Origin of the sequence: Micromonospora parva, from assembly GCF_000718515.1 — a bacterium.
Lineage (GTDB): Bacteria > Actinomycetota > Actinomycetes > Mycobacteriales > Micromonosporaceae > Micromonospora > Micromonospora parva.
Genome location: NZ_JNZS01000007.1, coordinates 257,651 through 274,830, shown reverse-complemented (window position 1 = coordinate 274,830; position 17,180 = coordinate 257,651). Strand labels below are relative to the sequence as shown.

General features: G+C 71.1%; 17 protein-coding genes. 8 read left to right on the top strand and 9 right to left on the bottom strand.

The features are described from left to right. Positions 1-150 precede the first annotated feature (150 nt). Together IF22_RS0110840 and IF22_RS0110835 are read left to right on the top strand one after the other, a co-directional pair. Positions 151-648, top strand: a complete 498-nt coding sequence (locus IF22_RS0110840; protein WP_030330848.1) for a GNAT family N-acetyltransferase — start codon at positions 151-153, stop codon at positions 646-648. 74 nt (positions 649-722) lie between these two features. After that, positions 723-2,132: an NAD(P)-binding domain-containing protein gene (locus IF22_RS0110835; RefSeq protein WP_030330846.1), complete on the top strand. Its 1,410-nt coding sequence runs from the start codon at positions 723-725 to the stop codon at positions 2,130-2,132. Positions 2,133-2,216: 84 nt separating this feature from the next. On the opposite strand, the gene IF22_RS0110830 is transcribed toward IF22_RS0110835, so the two are convergent. The 3 genes from IF22_RS0110830 to IF22_RS0110820 all read right to left on the bottom strand — a co-directional run bounded on the left by IF22_RS0110830 (position 2,217) and on the right by IF22_RS0110820 (position 7,018). Beyond that, positions 2,217-4,196 carry an acyl-CoA dehydrogenase family protein gene (locus IF22_RS0110830; protein ID WP_030330845.1) on the bottom strand — a complete coding sequence of 660 codons (1,980 nt, stop codon included), beginning with the start codon at positions 4,194-4,196 and terminating at the stop codon, positions 2,217-2,219. Positions 4,197-4,529: 333 nt separating this feature from the next. Beyond that, the gene (locus IF22_RS0110825; protein ID WP_030330843.1) at positions 4,530-6,131 is read right to left on the bottom strand and encodes a polyketide antibiotic transporter; all 1,602 of its coding nucleotides are present in this window, start codon (positions 6,129-6,131) and stop codon (positions 4,530-4,532) included. Further along, a complete protein-coding gene (locus tag IF22_RS0110820) occupies positions 6,128-7,018 on the bottom strand; it encodes an ABC transporter ATP-binding protein (protein ID WP_030330841.1) in 891 nt (296 codons plus the stop codon). Before IF22_RS0110820 ends, IF22_RS0110825 begins: the two co-directional genes overlap by 4 nt. Before the next feature lie 208 nt (positions 7,019-7,226). Here IF22_RS0110820 and IF22_RS0110815 point away from each other — a divergent pair, with 208 nt between their 5' ends. Genes IF22_RS0110815 through IF22_RS0110805 form a run of 3 tightly spaced genes read left to right on the top strand, consistent with a single transcriptional unit; the run spans position 7,227 to position 10,026 of the window. Then, complete coding sequence (locus tag IF22_RS0110815) at positions 7,227-8,153, top strand: ABC transporter ATP-binding protein (protein ID WP_030330839.1); 927 nt, start codon at positions 7,227-7,229, stop codon at positions 8,151-8,153. After that, entirely contained in the window at positions 8,131-8,919 is a 789-nt protein-coding gene (locus tag IF22_RS0110810) for an ABC transporter permease subunit (protein ID WP_030330838.1), read from the top strand. The genes IF22_RS0110815 and IF22_RS0110810 overlap by 23 nt, the downstream gene beginning before the upstream one ends. 60 nt (positions 8,920-8,979) lie before the next feature. After that, the gene (locus IF22_RS0110805; protein WP_051708311.1) at positions 8,980-10,026 is read left to right on the top strand and encodes a PucR family transcriptional regulator; all 1,047 of its coding nucleotides are present in this window, start codon (positions 8,980-8,982) and stop codon (positions 10,024-10,026) included. A 129-nt stretch (positions 10,027-10,155) separates the two neighbouring features. Here the strand turns inward: IF22_RS0110805 and IF22_RS0110800 are convergent, their stop codons facing one another. From IF22_RS0110800 to IF22_RS0110785, 4 genes are all read right to left on the bottom strand, one after another. Then, a complete protein-coding gene (locus tag IF22_RS0110800) occupies positions 10,156-10,461 on the bottom strand; it encodes a BON domain-containing protein (RefSeq protein ID WP_030330834.1) in 306 nt (101 codons plus the stop codon). Between the two features lie 95 nt (positions 10,462-10,556). After that, positions 10,557-10,832 (bottom strand): hypothetical protein, encoded by a 276-nt coding sequence (locus IF22_RS0110795; protein ID WP_030330832.1) that lies wholly within the window; start codon positions 10,830-10,832, stop codon positions 10,557-10,559. 88 nt (positions 10,833-10,920) lie between these two features. Then, entirely contained in the window at positions 10,921-11,535 is a 615-nt protein-coding gene (locus IF22_RS0110790) for an STAS domain-containing protein (protein WP_081883781.1), read from the bottom strand. Between the two features lie 140 nt (positions 11,536-11,675). Further along, the gene (locus tag IF22_RS0110785; protein WP_051708309.1) at positions 11,676-12,092 is read right to left on the bottom strand and encodes an STAS domain-containing protein; all 417 of its coding nucleotides are present in this window, start codon (positions 12,090-12,092) and stop codon (positions 11,676-11,678) included. Between the two features lie 156 nt (positions 12,093-12,248). On the opposite strand from IF22_RS0110785, the gene IF22_RS0110780 reads away from it, so the two are divergent. From IF22_RS0110780 to IF22_RS0110770, 3 genes are read left to right on the top strand one after another with little or no spacing between them, the layout of a single operon-like run. Further along, on the top strand, positions 12,249-12,938 hold the full coding sequence (locus tag IF22_RS0110780) for a response regulator transcription factor (RefSeq protein WP_030330826.1): 690 nt from the start codon (positions 12,249-12,251) through the stop codon (positions 12,936-12,938). Continuing rightward, positions 12,935-14,290: a sensor histidine kinase gene (locus IF22_RS0110775; protein WP_030330824.1), complete on the top strand. Its 1,356-nt coding sequence runs from the start codon at positions 12,935-12,937 to the stop codon at positions 14,288-14,290. The genes IF22_RS0110780 and IF22_RS0110775 overlap by 4 nt, the downstream gene beginning before the upstream one ends. Next, positions 14,287-14,850, top strand: coding sequence for a GerMN domain-containing protein (locus IF22_RS0110770; protein WP_030330822.1), 564 nt, complete (start codon positions 14,287-14,289; stop codon positions 14,848-14,850). Before IF22_RS0110775 ends, IF22_RS0110770 begins: the two co-directional genes overlap by 4 nt. 83 nt (positions 14,851-14,933) lie before the next feature. Here IF22_RS0110770 and IF22_RS0110765 read toward each other — a convergent pair whose 3' ends face one another. Then, a complete protein-coding gene (locus IF22_RS0110765) occupies positions 14,934-16,043 on the bottom strand; it encodes a poly(ethylene terephthalate) hydrolase family protein (RefSeq protein WP_245233595.1) in 1,110 nt (369 codons plus the stop codon). 140 nt (positions 16,044-16,183) lie between these two features. Further along, positions 16,184-17,083: a non-reducing end alpha-L-arabinofuranosidase family hydrolase gene (locus tag IF22_RS35875; protein ID WP_245233609.1), complete on the bottom strand. Its 900-nt coding sequence runs from the start codon at positions 17,081-17,083 to the stop codon at positions 16,184-16,186. Positions 17,084-17,180: the final 97 nt, after the last annotated feature.

Sequence of the window (17,180 nt, the reverse complement as noted above, 5' to 3'; positions counted from 1 at the left end):
GCGGCGTCGCTCCCACGCGACGTGGGCTGCCCCGCGCAACCTGTCTCCGACGGTCCTTCGCTCGCCGTGGATAGCCTTAATCGCCTGTTGCCGATGAAAGGGTGAGGTGGTCATGGGTCGACCCGCCCCCAGCCCGAACGGAACCTGCTGATGACCGACATCACGGTGCGCCCCCTGCGGGACGAGGACGCCGAGCGGGTCCTGGCCATCTACCAGGCCGGGCTCGACGCCGGTAACGCCAGCTTCGAGATCACCGCACCGACCTGGTCGGCGTTCGACGCGGCGAAGCTGCCCGACCACCGCTTCGTCGCGGTGGACGCCGATGACAGGGTGCTCGGTTGGATCGCCGTCGCACCCACCTCGGCCCGCGACGTCTACGCCGGGGTGGTCGAGCACTCCGTCTACGTCGATCCCGCCGCGCAGGGCCGCGGCATCGCCCGGCTGCTGCTGGACCGGCTGATCATCTCCACCGAGGCCGCCGGCATCTGGACCATCCAGTCCGGAGTCTTCCCCGAGAACGCGGCCAGCCTCACCCTGCACGAGCGGGCCGGCTTCCGGATCATCGGCGTACGCGAGCGGATCGGTCGTCACCACGGCCGCTGGCGCGACGTCGTCCTGCTCGAGCGGCGCAGCCCCGTCGTCGCCTGACCAACCGCAGGCCCACCCGTGGGCCCCGTCCACTCCGTTGATTCGATAACTGTCAAAGCAGAGGAGTCTTGCTGATGAGCACCCTGAACGAGCTGCCCGTCATGGTCATCGGTGCCGGCCCGGTAGGTCTGGCCGCCGCCGCGCACCTGCACGAGCGGGACATCGCGTTCACCGTCCTCGAAGCCGGCGACACCCCGGGCGCCGCCGTCCGCCAGTGGGGGCACGTGCGCGTCTTCTCGCCGTGGCGGTACAACATCGACCCGGCCGCCCGCCGCCTCCTCGACGCGGCCGGTTGGGTCGTCCCCGATCTGGAGGCGCTGCCCACCGGAGCGGAGCTGGCCCGCGACTACCTCCAGCCCCTCGCCGAGCTGGCGCAGCTCAAGCCGCACCTGCGCTACGGCGCCCGGGTCGAGGCGATCAGCCGCCGGGGCCTGGATCGGCTGCGCACGGCCGGTCGTGACTCCACCCCGTTCCTGATCCGCCTCAGCGACGGCGAGGAGCTCCTCGCCCGCGCCGTCATCGACGCGTCCGGCACCTGGGGCACCCCGAACGTCCTGGGCGCGTCCGGCCTGCCCGCCCACGGCGAGAGCACCGTCGCCGCGTTTGTGGAGCACGCGCTGCCCGATGTTCTCGGCGCGGCCCGGGACCGTTTCGCCGGCCGGCACACCCTCGTCGTCGGGGCCGGCCACTCCGCCGCGAACACCCTGCTGTCCCTGGCCGAACTGGCCGAGTCCACGGCGGGCACCGCGGTGACCTGGGCGATCCGGACCGCCTCACCGGCGCGTACCTACGGCGGCGGGGACGCCGACGCCCTCCCGGCGCGTGGCGCCCTGGGCTCCCGGCTGCGCGCGCACGTCGACGCCGGCCGGATCCGGTTGCTCACCGGCTTCTCCGTGCACGCCCTCACCCCGACAGATGGCCGGGTCACTGTGCTGGTGCGCCACGCCGACGGCGAAGAGGAGTCCGTCACCGTCGACCGGGTCGTCGCCGCCACCGGCTTCCGCCCCGACCACTCGATCGCCGCCGAGCTGCGCCTGGACCTCGACCCGATCATGGGTGCCACCCGCGCCCTCGCGCCGCTGATCGACCCGAACGAGCACTCCTGCGGCACCGTCCCCCCACACGGCGTGAACGAACTCGCCCACCCGGAAACCGACTACTACGCCGTCGGCATGAAGTCCTACGGCCGGGCGCCCACCTTCCTCATGGCCACCGGGTACGAGCAGGTCCGTTCCGTCGTCGCCGCCCTCGCCGGCGACTGGGACGCCGCCCACGCCGTCCAGCTCGACCTGCCCGAAACCGGCGTGTGCAGCAGCAACCCCGCCGACTCCGCCACCGGCGACAGCTGCTGCGGGCCGGCGTCCGCAGCAGAGCCGGTGGCACGCGGACTCGCCACCGGCATCTCCGGCGGGTTGCTGTCCACGCCCCTGAACCTGGTCACCCTCGACGCCGCCCCCGCTCAGGCCGGCGGCTGCTGCAGCTGACCTCTACCACCACGACGGTGCCCGCCGACCCCAGAGCCGGCGGGCACCCTTCGGCCGAGCCGGGGCGGGCTTCCGGGCCTTCCCCTACGCCGGTACCACCTGGCGATCGCCGGCGGCGTCGTGGATGGCCATCGAGTCCTGCCGGTCGGGTTCCTCTTTCAGGATGGCGCAGTTCAGCCAGGCCTCGGGGATGGCGAAACCGTCCACGAGGGTGCGCATGTGCGGGCGCAGCTCCTTGAGCAGGCCGTTCACCACGGCCGTGATCGCCTTGGAGCGGGCCGGTGTCAGCCGGCCGTGCTCCAGGAACCAACCCTTGTTGGCCTCGATCACGCTGAGCGCGTACAGGTCACCGACCCGGGAGAGCAACGCCCGGACCGCGGGGTCGGCGGTCTCCTCGATGCCGGCGACGAACGCCTCCAGGGTGACCCGGTCGATGTGCGCGGTGGCGACCGCGAGAACGTGGTCCTGGACGTCGTTGAAGATGTCGAAGGAACGGTCCTTCTTGGTGGCCGCGCCGTTGCGGAGCCGGCGGACAGCGCCGTCGAGGAGGTGCCTCTCGCGGTCCTCGAAGGCCTTGAGCTGCCAACCGCGATCGGTGACCGCTACCTCGTCGTCGCGGCCCGGCACCGCGCTGATCAGCCGCTCGATGAGCGAGCGCGCGGCGGTACGCTCGAGCACCATCTCGCGGACCTGGTCGGCGACGAAGGACGCGCGCCCCCAGCCGTCCAACGAGCCGAACGCGTCCCGGTGGCCGGTGAGCAGCCCCTTGGCCACCAGTTGCAGCAGCACCGTGTTGTCGCCCTCGAACGTGGTGAAGACGTCGGTGTCCGCCTTCAGACCGGGCAGGCGGTTCTCGGCCAGGTAACCGGCGCCGCCACACGCCTCGCGGCACATCTGGATGGTGCGGGTGGCGTGCCAGGTCTGCGCCGCCTTGAGACCGGCGGCCCGGGACTCCAGCTGCCGCTGTCGCTGCTCGTCGACCGGGCCGTCGCCGCCCTGCACCTCGCTGAGAGAGGTGAGCAGCTCGGTCTGGGCGAAGTGCAGCGCGTACGTGGTGGCCAGGGCGGGCAGCAGCTTGCGCTGGTGGGCCAGGTAGTCGTTGATCAGCACCTCCCGGTCCGCGCCGGGCGTGCCGAACTGGCGGCGGATGTCGCCGTAGCGCACCGCGATGGTCAGTGCCGACTTGGTGGCCGCGGACGCGGCGCCACCCACGCTCACCCGGCCGCGGACCAGGGTGCCGAGCATGGTGAAGAAGCGTCGGGAGTCGTTCTCGATCGGGCTCGAGTACGAGCCGTCCTCGGCGACCTGACCGTACCGGTCCAGGAGCATGTCGCGGGGCACTGCCACGTGGTCGAAGCTGAGCCGCCCGTTGTCCACGCCGAGTAACCCGCCCTTGGCGCCGGCGTCGCCGATGCTCACGCCGGGCAGCGGATTGCCCTGGGCGTCGCGGATCGGCACCAGCCACGCGTGCACGCCGTGCCGTCGTCCGTCGGTGATCAGTTGGGCGAAGACCACCGCCATCCGCCCGTCCCGTGCGGCGTTGCCGATGTAGTCCTTGCGGGCCGCCTCGTGCGGCGTGTGCAGGTCGAAGGTCTGCGTCTGCGGGTCGTACGTGCAGGTGGTGCGCAGTTGCTGGACGTCGGAGCCGTGGCCGGTCTCGGTCATCGCGAAACAACCGAAGATCCGGCCCGAGATGATGTCCCGCAGGTAGGCGTCGTGGTGTCGTCTGGTGCCGAGGGCGGCGACGGCACCGCCGAACAGGCCCCACTGCACGCCGGCCTTGACCATCAGCGACAGGTCGACCTGCGCCAGCATCTCGCTGGCCACGATCGACCCGCCGACGTCGGACCTGCCGCCGTACTCGGGGGGAAAGGCCGACGCCATGCCCAGCTCGGCGGGGAGTTCGGTGAGCAGTCGGGTGATCCGCTCCCGTGCCTGGTCACCGGTCTCGCCGTACACCGGGAGGAAGCGCGCGTCGAGGTGATTCCGGTGGGCGTTGCGGACGTCGGCCCACGGTCCGTCGAGCACGTCTCGCAGGCGAGCGAGGTCGATGTGATCGGGCATGATCCCCCCTCAGCTAACGGGCATAAGGTGCAGACTGTGCCTAATCAAGAATACCGACGCCACGGTGAATAGCTGGGGAAGATCGTTGTGAGAGGGGACACCCTGGGGTCGTTGTGTGATTCTTTCCAGGGTGTAGCGGCGCGGGCGGCAATAAGCCGCAGCGATCGTCGCGCGACACGTTGGACGGTCAGCCCGGCACCGGTGGTGCGCAATTCCGGGGCGCAATACCACGATCGTGCATGGCGACGGGATTCGCCGCGAGGGCGGCGATCCGGATGCGCAACGCCGCACCTCGCCACCGGCGGCGTCCGGGTCGGGTCGAACTGATCACCGTCAGGTGCACAGGTCGCGGCGGCGGTAGCCGATCGAGCCGGCGACCACTCCTGCTGCGGCGATGCCGGCCATCACCGCTGCTGCCCGCCAGGCCGGTGCGGTGGCCGGCACCGCGGCCAGGTGCGCGAACGGGGACAGCGCACGGACCCAGGCGGGGGCGTCGACGCTGTCGGCGATGACCTGCCACACGAACCCACCAGCGGCCGGAAGAGCGCCGACCGCCGCCACGGTACGCGGCCGCCAGCCGAGCGCCAGGACGCCGGCTCCCAGACAGAGCACCATGATCGGCGCGACGTTCCAGGCACCGGCGAGCGCGTCAGCGGCCCCGAGCCCGGCATGGACAATGGCCGTGCCGGCCCACATGGCGAGGCCCGACAGCGTGATCAGGAGCAGCGCGGCGCACCCGGCGATGGTCGCCTCGGCGGCCAACAAGCGCAGTCGGGTCACCGGTGCGGCCAGCACCAGTGTGAGACGCCGGGCATTCTCGTCCGCGGCGGTGGCGGCGAGCCGCACCGAGACGAACACCCCGACCGGCACGGCCAGCAGCGTGAACATGGTGGCCGCGTAACCCTCCACAGTGCCGAGTGCGGGGAAGCCGGCCTGGGCCGCCATGGCCGCGAACTGGGGATTGCCGGTCAGGAACTCGGTCATGGACCGGGCGATCAGACCCAGGAGCAGGAAGTACGCGCCGATTCCGGCAGACCACGCGGCCAGCGGTCGCATGGTGCGTCGTACCGCGAAGGCCGGCACCGAACCGAGCAATGCGGTACGCGCCGGCCGACTGTCGGACGTCGCCAGAATCCCCGCGCCGACGTCACGCCGCGCCGCGAGCCAACCCGCGAGGGCCAGTAGCAGCAGGGCGGCACATGTCAGCACCACCACCGGCAGCCCTCGACCGGTGGCGAACGGGCGGGTCAGCGCCATCAGCCCGAACGGGGACAGCCACCGAAGCCAGGCCAGCGCGGGGACACCGTCGCCGACCATCCGCATGAGTAGCCCGACCACCAGCACGGCGGCAGCGGCACCGTTGGCCGCCGACCGGCTGGAGAACAGCTGCGCGCCGACTCCTCCGACCGCGACGAAGAAGAGGCCGACGGCAGCGAGGCCGGTGCCGTGCAGCACCGAACCGGTGCTCTCCGCTCCCGCGGCGATCATCGCCGCCGCTGTCGCCGCTCCGACGAGGACCGGCACGACGGCCAGGACACCGAGGTGATGGCGGACAGCCTCGGCAAGGGTGACCCGGCCGGACAGCAGCAGGCCCCACCGGCCGGCGTCCTCCTCCCCACGGGTGATCCGGGTGGCAGCCAGCATCGCCCACACACCGAGCACCACCGCCAGTACGGTGCCCGTACGCCACACCGTGAACCCGCCGGCCTGGTCGAGCGCGACCGGATCGCCGAAGAGGGTACGGATCGCAGGGTTGCGGGCCAGCGCCGCCACGGCGGCCGGATCCAGCGCGTCCGCGCGGTAGCCGACCACCACCAGCGCGGACATGCCCGCGCAGACGGCGGTCACGACCACGGCACCCCGGCGTACCTGTCGCACCGCGAGCCCTCGCATTGCCGGCTGCGGGCGGGTTGCCGGCGTCGCGGTCGCTGTCATCGGGGGCTCTGCCCGTAGTAGGCGAGGAAGATCTCCTCCAGGCTCTGCTCGCGGACGACGATCGTCGCCACATCAGCGTCGGCCAGGGCGCGCAGCGCCGCGGCGGGGGAGCCGTTGAGGGTGAATCGCACTGCCGCCGGGCCGTCCTCGTGCAGGCCGTCGACGCCGAGGACGCCGGTGAGGTCCGGTGGCGTGCCGGTGAACGTTGCGGCCACCTCGGTGTGGTGCAGTCGGCGTAGCTGGGCGACGGAGGCCACCTCCACCAGTTGGCCGGCGCGCAGGATGCCGACGCGGTCGCAGACGGCCTCGACCTCGGCGAGCTGGTGGGAGCTGAGGAAGACCGTCTGCCCGTTGTCGCGGGCAACCCCGACGGCCTGCCGGAACTGCAGTTCCATGAGCGGATCCAGGCCGCTGGTGGGCTCGTCCAGCACCAGCAGAGGCGCCCGGGTGGCGAACGCCGCGATCAGGGCGACCTTCTGCCGGTTGCCCGTCGAGTAGGTGCCGGCCGGTTTGGACACGTCGAGCGCGAACCGTTGGATGAGTTCGTCGCGGTACGCGGTGTCCGTACCGGGACCGATGCGGGCGAGCAGGTCCAGCACCTCGGCGCCGGTCATCCGCTGCCACAGCGCCACATCCGCCGGTACGTAGGCGAGCCGGCGATGGGCGGCGGCGACGTCGGCGGCGTCGGTGTCGAAGATCCGCGCTCGACCGGAGGTGGGTCGGGCGAGGCCGAGCAGCAGCCGGATCGTTGTTGACTTTCCGGCGCCGTTGGGGCCGAGGAACCCGAACACCTCGCCCGCCGCGACGTCGAGGGTGAGGTTGTCGAGGGCGAGTAGGCGTCCATACCGCTTGGACAGATTTTCGGTGCGCAAGGCAGAAACGCCCATCGGAGCCTCCAGGAGTCGCAGCACGACATGACCTGCCGACCAGACTTCCCGGCGCACCTGATGGGAGAGTACTCCCGGCGCTCGCGGCTCGGGGACCCGCCGGGCAGCGGTTCGGGCTACTGCTTCCGGTATTCGGCAACGGCCTCAGCGAGATGTCGGCCGGGTGCTGACCTGGATGCCGGGCGGGAAGGCCGGCGACGATGTGGGCATGACAAGCGACATCGCTCTGCTCACCGAGGACCTGACCAAGTTCTATGGCCAGCGTCGCGGCATCGAGGGGCTCAGCCTGGAGATTCGTGCCGGGGAGGTGGTGGGTTTCCTCGGCCCGAACGGTGCAGGGAAGACCACCACCATCCGGCTGCTGTTGGACTTCCTGCGCCCCACTCGCGGACACGCGACCGTGCTCGGACTCGACCCGCGCCGGGACAAGGCCGCACTGCACCGTCAGATCGGCTATCTGCCCGGCGAGCTCGTGTTTCCCGGGCGCGACAAGGCGGAGGACCTGCTGCGCTTCTTCGCCGCGGCACGCGGCGGCGTGGCCTGGTCGCAGGTTGCCGAGCTCGCGGAGCGGCTCGACCTGGATCTCTCACGCCCGGTACGCACGATGAGTAAGGGCAACAAGCAGAAGGTGGGTTTGGTGCAGGCGTTCATGCACCGGCCGGCGGTGCTGGTCCTGGATGAGCCGACCAGTGGGCTGGACCCCCTCATGCAGCAGGAGTTCCTGGCCATGGTCCGCGACGCCAGAGTTGCCGGGCAGACCGTCTTCATGTCCTCTCATGTCCTGGCCGAGGTGCAGCAGGTGGCCGATCGGGTCGCCATCGTCCGCGCCGGCCGGCTGGCCGCGGTCGAGCGGGTTGAGTCACTGGGGAAGCGGGCGGTCCGCGCCGTCGAGATTCACTTCGATGATCCGGTGGACCCGGCAGAGTTCAGTGTCCTGCCCGGAGTACGTGACGTGGTGGTGTCCGGGCCGGTGCTGAAATGCACCGTCGACGGCCGCATCGACCCGCTGATCAAGGCGGCGGCGCGTCATGAGGTGATGGACATGTTGTCGGCCGAACCTGACCTGGAAGAGACGTTCCTGTCGTTCTACTACCACGCGGAAGGAGCCGGCGATGCTTCCCGCGCTGGTGCGTAAGACCTGGCGGGACGACCGCCTGGCATTGATCGGTTGGACCGGTGGCGTCGCCGCCTTCACCGCCATCTACACCTCCTTCTACAGCCAGTTCCAGGGTGCCGCGGAGCTGAAGCAGGACGCGTTGCCCCAGGGCATGCTGGACTTCCTCGGCATCGCCGACATGCTGTCGCCCGCCGGCTATCTGCAGGCGACCATCTTCAGCCTGGTCGGCCCACTGCTGGTCCTGATGTGCGCCATCACGCTGGCTGCCCGCACGATCGCTCGGCCGGAGGAGGACGGTGGCATGGAGCTGATGCTGGCCAACCCGGTCTCGCGCGCCGCTTTCGCCTGGCAACGGGTGGTCGCCGCCGGGAGCGCGCTCACCGGAATCGCCGCCATCCCGTGGATCCTGTTGATGATCATTGTTCCCTGGATCGGCATGGACATCGCCCTGTCCAACGTCGCTGCCGCGTCCGCCGGGCTGGTCGCCCTGGTGTGGTGTTTCGCCGGCATCGCCTTCCTCGTTGGCGCCGCCACCGGAAAACGGGCTGCCGTTCTCGCGATCACCGGTGGCCTTGCGGTGGCCACCTACATGGCCAACGCCATCGGCGGCATGGTGGACGGATGGCACTGGGTTCGCTGGCTGTCACCGTTCCACTACTTCATCGGCACCGACCCACTGCACACCGGTTGGCACCCGGCCGAGCTTCTCGCCCTCGTGCTCCTTGGTGCCGCGGCCACGATCGCCGGCGTTATCGTCTTCGACCGCCGCGACATCGGTGTGTAAACCTGAAGCTCGTGGCCGCCGTTCACCGGCGGCCACCGCCATGTGGACAAGGAACAGCCCATGAGCGACGACACCTCGCTGGCGGCCGACTGTCAGGATCTGCTGTCCGTCCCGGCCGGTGCCCGGCGTCGGGCGGCGGCGAGCCTGGGTGCCCGCGCAGCGGGTCAAGGGCTCAAGCTGCGCGAGCTCGTCACCGGTCTGCTGGATGCCACCACCGCCCACTGGAGCGCCAACCCGGTCGCGTCGACCGACACCGCGGCCGCCGTGCATTCCCGCGCCGAGACACTCCTGGACACCGCGCGTGTCCTGCTCAGCGCCGCCCTGGACGGGTACGCCCGGCAGAACCGTGCCGAGCTTGATCGCCACGACAACGAACGTTCCGTGTTCGTCAACGACCTGCTCACCGGTAGGGCCGATCCCGGTGATCTCGCCGAGCGCGCACACCGATATGGCATCCGCCTGTCGGCCACCCACACCGTCCTCATCGCCCGTGCGACCGGCCTGACCACCGGCATCACGCACCGCATCGATGCCGCACTGGCCTCCAGGTTCGGCGAGGGCAACACCCTCACCACCCTCCGCGACGGTGACGTGGTCTGCATCAGCGCCGGCGGCCTACGCGGAATCGCGGCCGAACTCGCCCACCTGCTCCTCACCGAACTCGGCGCGGGCAACTGGCAGATTGCCGTCGGGCGTACCCAACCAGGGGTGCATGGCCTGGCCACCTCCCTCGACGAGGCCCGCCACACCCTCGACCACGCCGCCAAGCTCGGCTTCACCACGCCCGTACTCAATGCCGCCGATCTGCTGGTGTTCCCCGTGCTCCTGCGTGACCGCGACGCCATCACCGACCTGGTGACCACGGTCCTCGGGCCACTGACCACGGCGCGCGGCGGTGCCGAGCCGTACCTGGAGACCCTGTCGGTGCTCTTCGACAACCAGGGCAACCACACCGCGACCGCCCGGCAGATGCACCTGTCCGTTCGTGCGATCACCTATCGCCTCGACCGCATCCGGGACCTGACCGGCTACCACCCCGGGGAGCCGACCCAACGGTTCACGCTGCAGACAGCCGTCCTCGGCGCCCGACTGCTCGGCTGGCCGTGATAGCCCGGGAGCGCCAGATCAGGAAGGCGTGCGAGCAGGACCCCCGTTGACCAGACGACGACCATCAGGGTGTCACCGTCGCTAGGGCACGAGAGCGTCCGATCCGCTGTTACGCAGCGTGCGGTGTGGTTACCCCTGGTAGTGGCTGCGCCGTGGGCCGCTGAGCCGCAGCGTGTTGCAGATGTCGAAGACCCCGGGCACGTCGTAGGCGAGTTCCGCCGCGACCTGCCGGGTGTTCGGGTCACTCACCACGCCGGCGAGGATGACGACCCGGTTCTGCACGGAGACGACGATCTGCTGGCGTCGGGTGGTCCAGTCGATGCTCAGTCGCTGCGCGACAAGCGCCTCGATGCGTCGGTCCTCGTGATCCGGCTCGGGCCGGTTCGAGGCGTCGCCGGACCAGTTCTCGTCAGGTAATGGCCAGGGCAGGTACACGGTCAGCTCCTTGGTCGTGGCGAGGCGGGGGCGGAATCGCGGGCCGGTGGGACGTCCACGTCGGGCACCGGTGCCGCCGCTGCGTCGCCCCCGGTTCACGGGGCGTCGGACGGTTGGGGCTTGGCGGTGGCGACGACGAGCACGACGCCGCTGCCGGCGAGGCCGACCTGGATGACCAGGGTCAGGAGGTTGAGGGTGCCGGTGTCGACGCCAGCGAGCCGGGCGAGGATGGTGCCCGCCAGCGCGGCGACCACCCCGACGGACACCGTCAGCCAGATCGGGGCTTCCCGGCGTCCCGGGATGACGAGCCTGCCGAACAGGCCACTTGCGACGCCGACGAGGAGCGCGGTGACGAGACCGGCGATGCTCATGGGCTTCCTCGGGTGTCCTTGGAGTACGGGGGCGGGTGGCAGTCGGTCTCGACGTACGCCACGGGGAACACCGGCCGATCGATGTCGATCAGGAACGGGCGGCCGTCGCGGCGGAGGTCGTGCGCTCCGACGCCGAACCCGCGGACAACTGGGCGAGGGCGTCGTCGCGGCTGTCGAAGATGGGGAAGGCCCCGTCCAGGCGCATCGTGTGCAGGACGGTGCGGACGAACCGCGACGGCGCGGCCAGGCAGAGCGTGGCCCCACGGTCCCGGGCGTCACGGTGGGCGCGGACCAGGAGGCCCAGGCCGGTGGAGTCGATGAGGTGTACCCGGCTCAGGTCGACCACGATGTTTCCGCCCATGTCGGCGGCGTGCCGCAGGGCGTTGCGCAGCGTGTCACCGGTGTCGAGATCGACGTCACCGGCGGCGGCGACAACTGTCACGTCGTCCACGTGGTCGATGCCGAGGATCCCGCCAGGACCGTGGTCCCCGCACGACGCGTGGCCGCCACCAGCGGGCGGCAGCAGGCTGCAGTGCGGGCAGCGGTGCGGGCCGGTGGCGAACGGGGAACCGCTCCACCCCTGTTCGGATACCAGGGTCCAGACGACCTCCGCGTCGGGGAGCACGCACGCGGTGGCCTTGACGGAGTCGCCGCAGGTGTCGCAGATCAGGGTCATCAGGTGGTCGTCCGGGACAACTGTCATTCTGCTGGTCCTTCCTGGGGCCGTGTCCTCGCGCGCGGTGGGACACGGCGTTCGTGCAGAGCCGGAGCTGGGCCGCCCCCGAGGCTGATGGCGCGACCCGGGGAGCGGTTCAGCCGGAGGTGGAAAGGTGCGACGCTCCGTCAGGTCGCGGCTCGCACCGAGGCGCGGCCATGAGCGACCAACACCGGCGGTGCGGCGATGGGTTCCTGCTCCGCCGTCGCCGTGCCGGGCGGCGACGAGGGGGCGGTGTCGACTATCGGCAGGATCTGGTCCAGCCGGGCGGTGTGCAGGATGCGCCGGATGCGCGGGTTCGGGTTGCGGACGGTGAGGACCCCGTCGGCCCGGGCGAGCCGCCGGTGCACATCGAGTAGGAGGCCGATGGCGGCGGCGTCGATGTGCCGGCAGCCCGACAGGTCGACCACCACCTGTGCGGGACGCAGGGCCACCAGCCGGTCGAACACTGCCCCGGTCGCCGGCAGGCAGGCCAGGTCGAACTCGGTGACGCACACCTCGACCAGCGGCAGCGTGCACGGCGTGGTTGCCAGCGGTCCGGTCACGGGCACACCCCCTTTTCCTTCGCGGACGCGGTCGCCTAGGACCCTGCCGTGCCGGCTTGGCGGTCACCACGCGGATCTGTGACAGTTCCGTGACAAATCTGCCAACCTGCCGCCGCGGTTGGCAGCCGAGCCGGTCGTCTGGGGATGATGCCCGGTATGACGGCCGTACTGGTGATCGAGGACGACGACCGCATCCGTCTGGCGTTGCTGCTCGCACTCGAGGACGAAGGCTACGACGCTCTCGGCGCGGCCACCGCCGAAGAGGGCCTGCGCGTGCAGCGCCGCGACCCGGCGGACTACGTGCTCGTCGACCTGATGCTGCCCGGTCTCGACGGGTTCGAGTGCATCCGGCAGCTGCGCCGTGACGATGACGTGCCGATCGTGGTGGTCAGCGCCCGCGACGACACCCACGACATCGTCGCGGCCCTCGAAGCCGGCGCCGACGACTACGTCGTCAAGCCGGTGGCGATCAAGGAACTGACCGCCCGGCTGCGCGCCCTGCGGCGCCGTGCCCGTACCGGCGTCGCGGGGCACACGCCGGATCCCGTGCCGGTGCTCGTGGTCGGCGAGCTGGAGATCAGCCCCGACGGGGGAGAGATCCGCCGCGCCGGCCAACCCGTACCGGTCACCCGCACCGAGTTCCGGCTGCTGTGCGAGCTGGCCGAGCACGCCGGCCGGGTGCTGTCCCGCCAGCAACTGCTGGAACGGGTCTGGGGGTACGACAGCGGAGACGAGCGGCTCGTCGACGTCCACGTGGGCCGGCTGCGGCAGAAGATCGAGCCGGACCCGGCGAACCCGCGGCACCTGGTCACCCTGCGGGGCCTGGGCTACAAGCTGCAGCGATGAGACGCCTCGGACTGCGTACCCGGGTCACCGCCGCGTTCGCCGTCGGCGCGCTCCTGCTCTCGGCGTCGATGGCCCTGATCTCCTACGATCTGACCCGCCGGTCCCTGCTCGACGAGCGTGAACGCACCGCCCTGCGCGCCGCCTACTTCGACGCCACGGTCGTTCGTGCCGGGATCGACACGGACACCCCGGACGTGGTGGAGGTGCTCCGGTCGTTGGACACCGGGGGTAGCCGGCGGCCGGTGCTGCACCTCAACGGCGAGTGGTACGCGCGCGCCGCCGATCCGGGCACCACCGCCGCCATCCCCGCCGAGCTGCGGCGGGTCGTCGCCGCCGGGGAACCCGCCGTGCAGCGGGTACGCGTCGACGGGCAGTCCGCCCTGGTGGTCGGGGTGCCGCTGTCCGCGTCCGCGGCGTACTTCGAGGTCAACTCGCTGCGGGAGCTGGAGCAGACGTTCCAGGTCCTGGCCCTCGCGCTGACCACCGTCGCGATCATGGTCGCCGGGTCCGGCGCGGCACTCGGCTGGTACGCCACCCGGCACGGGCTGCGCCCGCTGACCGCTGTCGCCGACGCGGCCGAGAAGATCGCGGCCGGCGACTTCACCGCCCGCCTCGACACGGCCACCGACCCCGACCTGACCCGCCTGTCCTCCTCGTTCAACCAGATGGTCGACCGCCTCGCCCACCGCATCGAACGGGACCGCCGGTTCGCCGCCGACGTCAGCCACGAGCTGCGCTCGCCGTTGCAGACCCTCGCCGCGGCGGCCAGCGTCCTGGCCCGCCGTCGGGAACACCAGGACGAACGGACCGCCATCGCGGCCGGGCTGGTCGCCGACGAGATCGACCGATTCCAGCGGCTCGTCAACGACCTGATCGACCTGGCCCGCAGCGACCAGCCCGCACACCGGGCGCCCGTGGACGTCGTGGGGCTGGCCCGCGACGCCTGCCGAGCCCTCGACCTGCCCACGACGCTCGTCCAGCTCGCCCCCGACGTGCCGGCGACGTGGCTGGTGGAGCGGCGCCGCGTCGCGCAGGTCCTGGCGAACCTGCTCGACAACGCGGTGACCTACGGGGGTGGTCCCGCCGGCGTCCGGCTGGGTCGCGACGGTGCCGCCGGAGTCATTGAGGTCGATGATGACGGACCGGGCGTGCCCGTCGAGGACCGCGAGGCGATCTTCGACCGGTTCGTTCGGGGGCGAGCGGCGCACACCCGCGGCACCGGCGACGGCACCGGGCTCGGGCTCGCGCTGGTCGCGCAGCACGCCGCGGCACATGGCGGACAGGTGACGGTCGGCGACCGGCCCGGCGGCGGCGCCCGCTTCCGCGTCACCCTGCCGGGGAGCCTGCCGTGAAACATCGTCATCTCGCCGTCCTGGCGGTTGCCGCATCGCTGACCGGCTGCAGCATCCCGACCGATGACGCCCCCCGGGTGGTGCAGGCACCGCAGGGGCCATTCCAGAGCTCCGCGTCCGCCGACACGAGCGCGCCGGTCGGCCCGGCCGCCGAGACGCTCTGCTTCGTGCGGGACAACCGGATCATCTCGTTCGTCCGGCGGGTCGACCGACCACCCACCGTCGAGGAACAACTGCGCCATCTGCTGGCCGGACCCACGGCGGCCGAGCGTGACACGGACCTGACCACCGCGCTGGCGGGAGCGGTCAACGCCGCCGGGGTCACGGTCACCGGCACCGAGGCCCGCGTCGTGGTCGACAAACCTGGTGAGGATGCCGGCCGCAGCGACGAGGTCCTCGCGTTCGGACAGATCGTCTGCACCCTCACCAGCCGTGACGACGTCACCACCGTCACGTTCTCCCGTGACGGCCGGCCGCTCCGGGTGCCCCGCGCGGACGGTTCACTGTCCGAACAGCCGCTGACCCGCGTCGACTTCGCCCCGTTGATCGCCCCTCGTTGACAGCCGTCCCGCACCACCCCCGGCGCGGGCACTGCGCCGGGGGTGGTGCGGGCGGGCCCGGCATGGCGCCGAGCCCGCCCGTCTCAGCTGATCAGGCGGTTGGTCTGGCTGTGGCAGCTGTAGATCTGCACCGCCGCGCCGTTGCCGGAGCCGGCGGCGTCGAGGCACATGGTGCCGTACACCTGCAGTTGTTTGCCTGAGGTGTAGGTCCAGGCCTGGTTGGTCTGCTTGTTGCAGGTGTAGAGCTGCACCCGGGTGCCGTTGGTGCGGGAGGCGTTGGGCACGTCGACGCACCGGCCGGACTGGGTGCCGACGATCTCGCTGGCCGAGCCGGGCGGGTTGGTGGGCGGGTCGGTCGGCGGGTCGGTCGGCGGGGTGGTCGGCGTCGACGGCAGCAACGGGCAGGTGCTGCGGGAGGTGACCACACCGCTGGAGTCCAGCAACGGGCAGAGGAACTGGCTGTACCGGGCGTCGTTGTCGATGAACATCTTGAGGAACGGCAACATGGTCCGGATCATCACCGGGTTCGACCGGCCGACCATGAACCCGTGGTCGGCGCCGGCGACCTCCAGGTAGATACTCTCCGTCGTGCTCGGCAGGCTGTTGTACAGGCCGGTGGCGTAGGACGGGGTGACCACGGTGTCGGCCTGCCCGGCGAAGATCATTGTGGGCACCCGGTCGTTGGCCAGGTTCGATGACGGCGAGTACGGCGCGATGCCGACCGCGGCCTTCAACGATGATCGCCGGGTGGCGGCGCTCAGCGCGCCACCGCCGCCCATGGAGTGGCCGGCGACCGCCAGCCGGGTGGGGTCGACGCGGTCGCGTACCGGGCTCTGCTGGGTCAGGTAGTCCAGGGCGGCGAGCAACTGGGTGCCCCGGGCGGTGTCGAAGTCGTTACGGCTGTTGGTCTCGATGCCGATCACGACGAAGCCGTGCGAGGCCAGCCACGGCCCCATCCAGGCCAGTTCCGCGGAGAACAACGCCGTGTAACCCGGCGAGATCGCGATGGCCCCGAAGGTGCCCTGGCTGGTGTCGGTCGGGTAGTAGATCCGGCCGCCGTTGAAGCCGTACCCGGTCGGGACGCTGACCGAGGTGTTGGCGAACGGACCGTTCTCGGTGGCGACGCTGGTCCGGGTCGGGTCCGGACCGCGCTGGTACGGGTTGTCGGCGGCCGACGCCGATCCGGTCGCCACGGTGATGGAGAGCAGGCCGACCGCGGCGGCGAGCCCGGCCGCGGCGAGCGTGAAGACCCCCCCCCCCCCGGGGCGGGGGGGGGGGGGGGGGGGGGGGGGGCCCGCGCGCCCCCCCCCCCGCCCCCGGCGGTGTCCGATCGTCAGCGCTGGAGGGTCAGCAGACCCGGCCGGTACGGCAGGAGGCCGTAGTCGCCGCCGGAACTGGGGGAACGACCCTGGTAGAGCAGTTGCAGGTTGCACGCGTCGACGGTCATGGTCTGGTCGGCGCTGGTCCGCAGCAGCTCACCGTGGCTGATGTCGTTGGTCCAGGTGGCACCGCTGTTGGCCTTGCCTGCGAACGGGTTGCTCTCACTGGTGGCCTGCGGCGTCCACGTGCCACCCAGGCTGCTGGCGGTGAACGAGCGGAAGTAGCGCCCGTTCGCGCCGATCGCTTCGACGATCATGAGGTACTTGTTCAGGCCCTGGAGCTTGTAGACCTGGACGGCCTCGAAGAGGTTGTTCGTCGAGTCGGTCATGATCGTCGTGTAGTTGGAGCCGAAGCTGCCCGGGAAGTTCCCGATCGGCATGCTCGCCCGGTAGATCCGACCGTTGTCGCCGGCGAAGAACAGGTACATGTTCTGGTCGTCGCCGATGAGCGCCTGGTCGATCGGGCCGGTGTTGGAGTTGGAGATGCTGCCGGTGAACAGCGTCTGCGCCGCCGACCATCCGTTCGGGTTGGTCGGGTCACTCGAGGTCCGGTACGAGAAGGCCGTGCCGCCCCACTGGTAGGCCAGCACCCAGATGTTGCGCGGGGCGAAGTAGAACAGCGACGGCGCGACGGTCGCCGAGTTCATCGCGTTCTGGCTGGCCGAGCCCATCTGCGAGTAGTTGCTGAAGAGGCCGAAGTTCATCGAGCCCCAGGTGGTTCCGGTGTCGTGCGTGGTGGCGTAGACGAGCTGCTGACCGTTGTACGGCGCCACGGTGAAGTCCTTCAGCGACACCCAGCCCGACCTCGGCTGAGCGAGCGCACCCGTCGACGACCACCGGTACGACGAGGGCAGGTCGCACGCGCCGCCGGTCGGCGGTGGCGTGGTCGGCGTCGGGGTGGGCGTCTGGGTGCCACCGGTTGGTCTGGCTGTGGCAGCTGTAGATCTGCAC

Coding starts and splice junctions, on each gene's coding strand:
- IF22_RS0110820 (WP_030330841.1), bottom strand. CDS start 7,018: ATGGGCGTTTCTGCCTTGCGCACCGAAAATCTGTCCAAGCGGTATGGA.
- IF22_RS0110805 (WP_051708311.1), top strand. CDS start 8,980: ATGAGCGACGACACCTCGCTGGCGGCCGACTGTCAGGATCTGCTGTCC.
- IF22_RS0110815 (WP_030330839.1), top strand. CDS start 7,227: ATGACAAGCGACATCGCTCTGCTCACCGAGGACCTGACCAAGTTCTAT.
- IF22_RS0110810 (WP_030330838.1), top strand. CDS start 8,131: ATGCTTCCCGCGCTGGTGCGTAAGACCTGGCGGGACGACCGCCTGGCA.
- IF22_RS0110825 (WP_030330843.1), bottom strand. CDS start 6,131: ATGACAGCGACCGCGACGCCGGCAACCCGCCCGCAGCCGGCAATGCGA.
- IF22_RS0110840 (WP_030330848.1), top strand. CDS start 151: ATGACCGACATCACGGTGCGCCCCCTGCGGGACGAGGACGCCGAGCGG.
- IF22_RS0110775 (WP_030330824.1), top strand. CDS start 12,935: ATGAGACGCCTCGGACTGCGTACCCGGGTCACCGCCGCGTTCGCCGTC.
- IF22_RS0110780 (WP_030330826.1), top strand. CDS start 12,249: ATGACGGCCGTACTGGTGATCGAGGACGACGACCGCATCCGTCTGGCG.
- IF22_RS0110835 (WP_030330846.1), top strand. CDS start 723: ATGAGCACCCTGAACGAGCTGCCCGTCATGGTCATCGGTGCCGGCCCG.
- IF22_RS0110830 (WP_030330845.1), bottom strand. CDS start 4,196: ATGCCCGATCACATCGACCTCGCTCGCCTGCGAGACGTGCTCGACGGA.
- IF22_RS0110790 (WP_081883781.1), bottom strand. CDS start 11,535: ATGACAGTTGTCCCGGACGACCACCTGATGACCCTGATCTGCGACACC.
- IF22_RS0110795 (WP_030330832.1), bottom strand. CDS start 10,832: ATGAGCATCGCCGGTCTCGTCACCGCGCTCCTCGTCGGCGTCGCAAGT.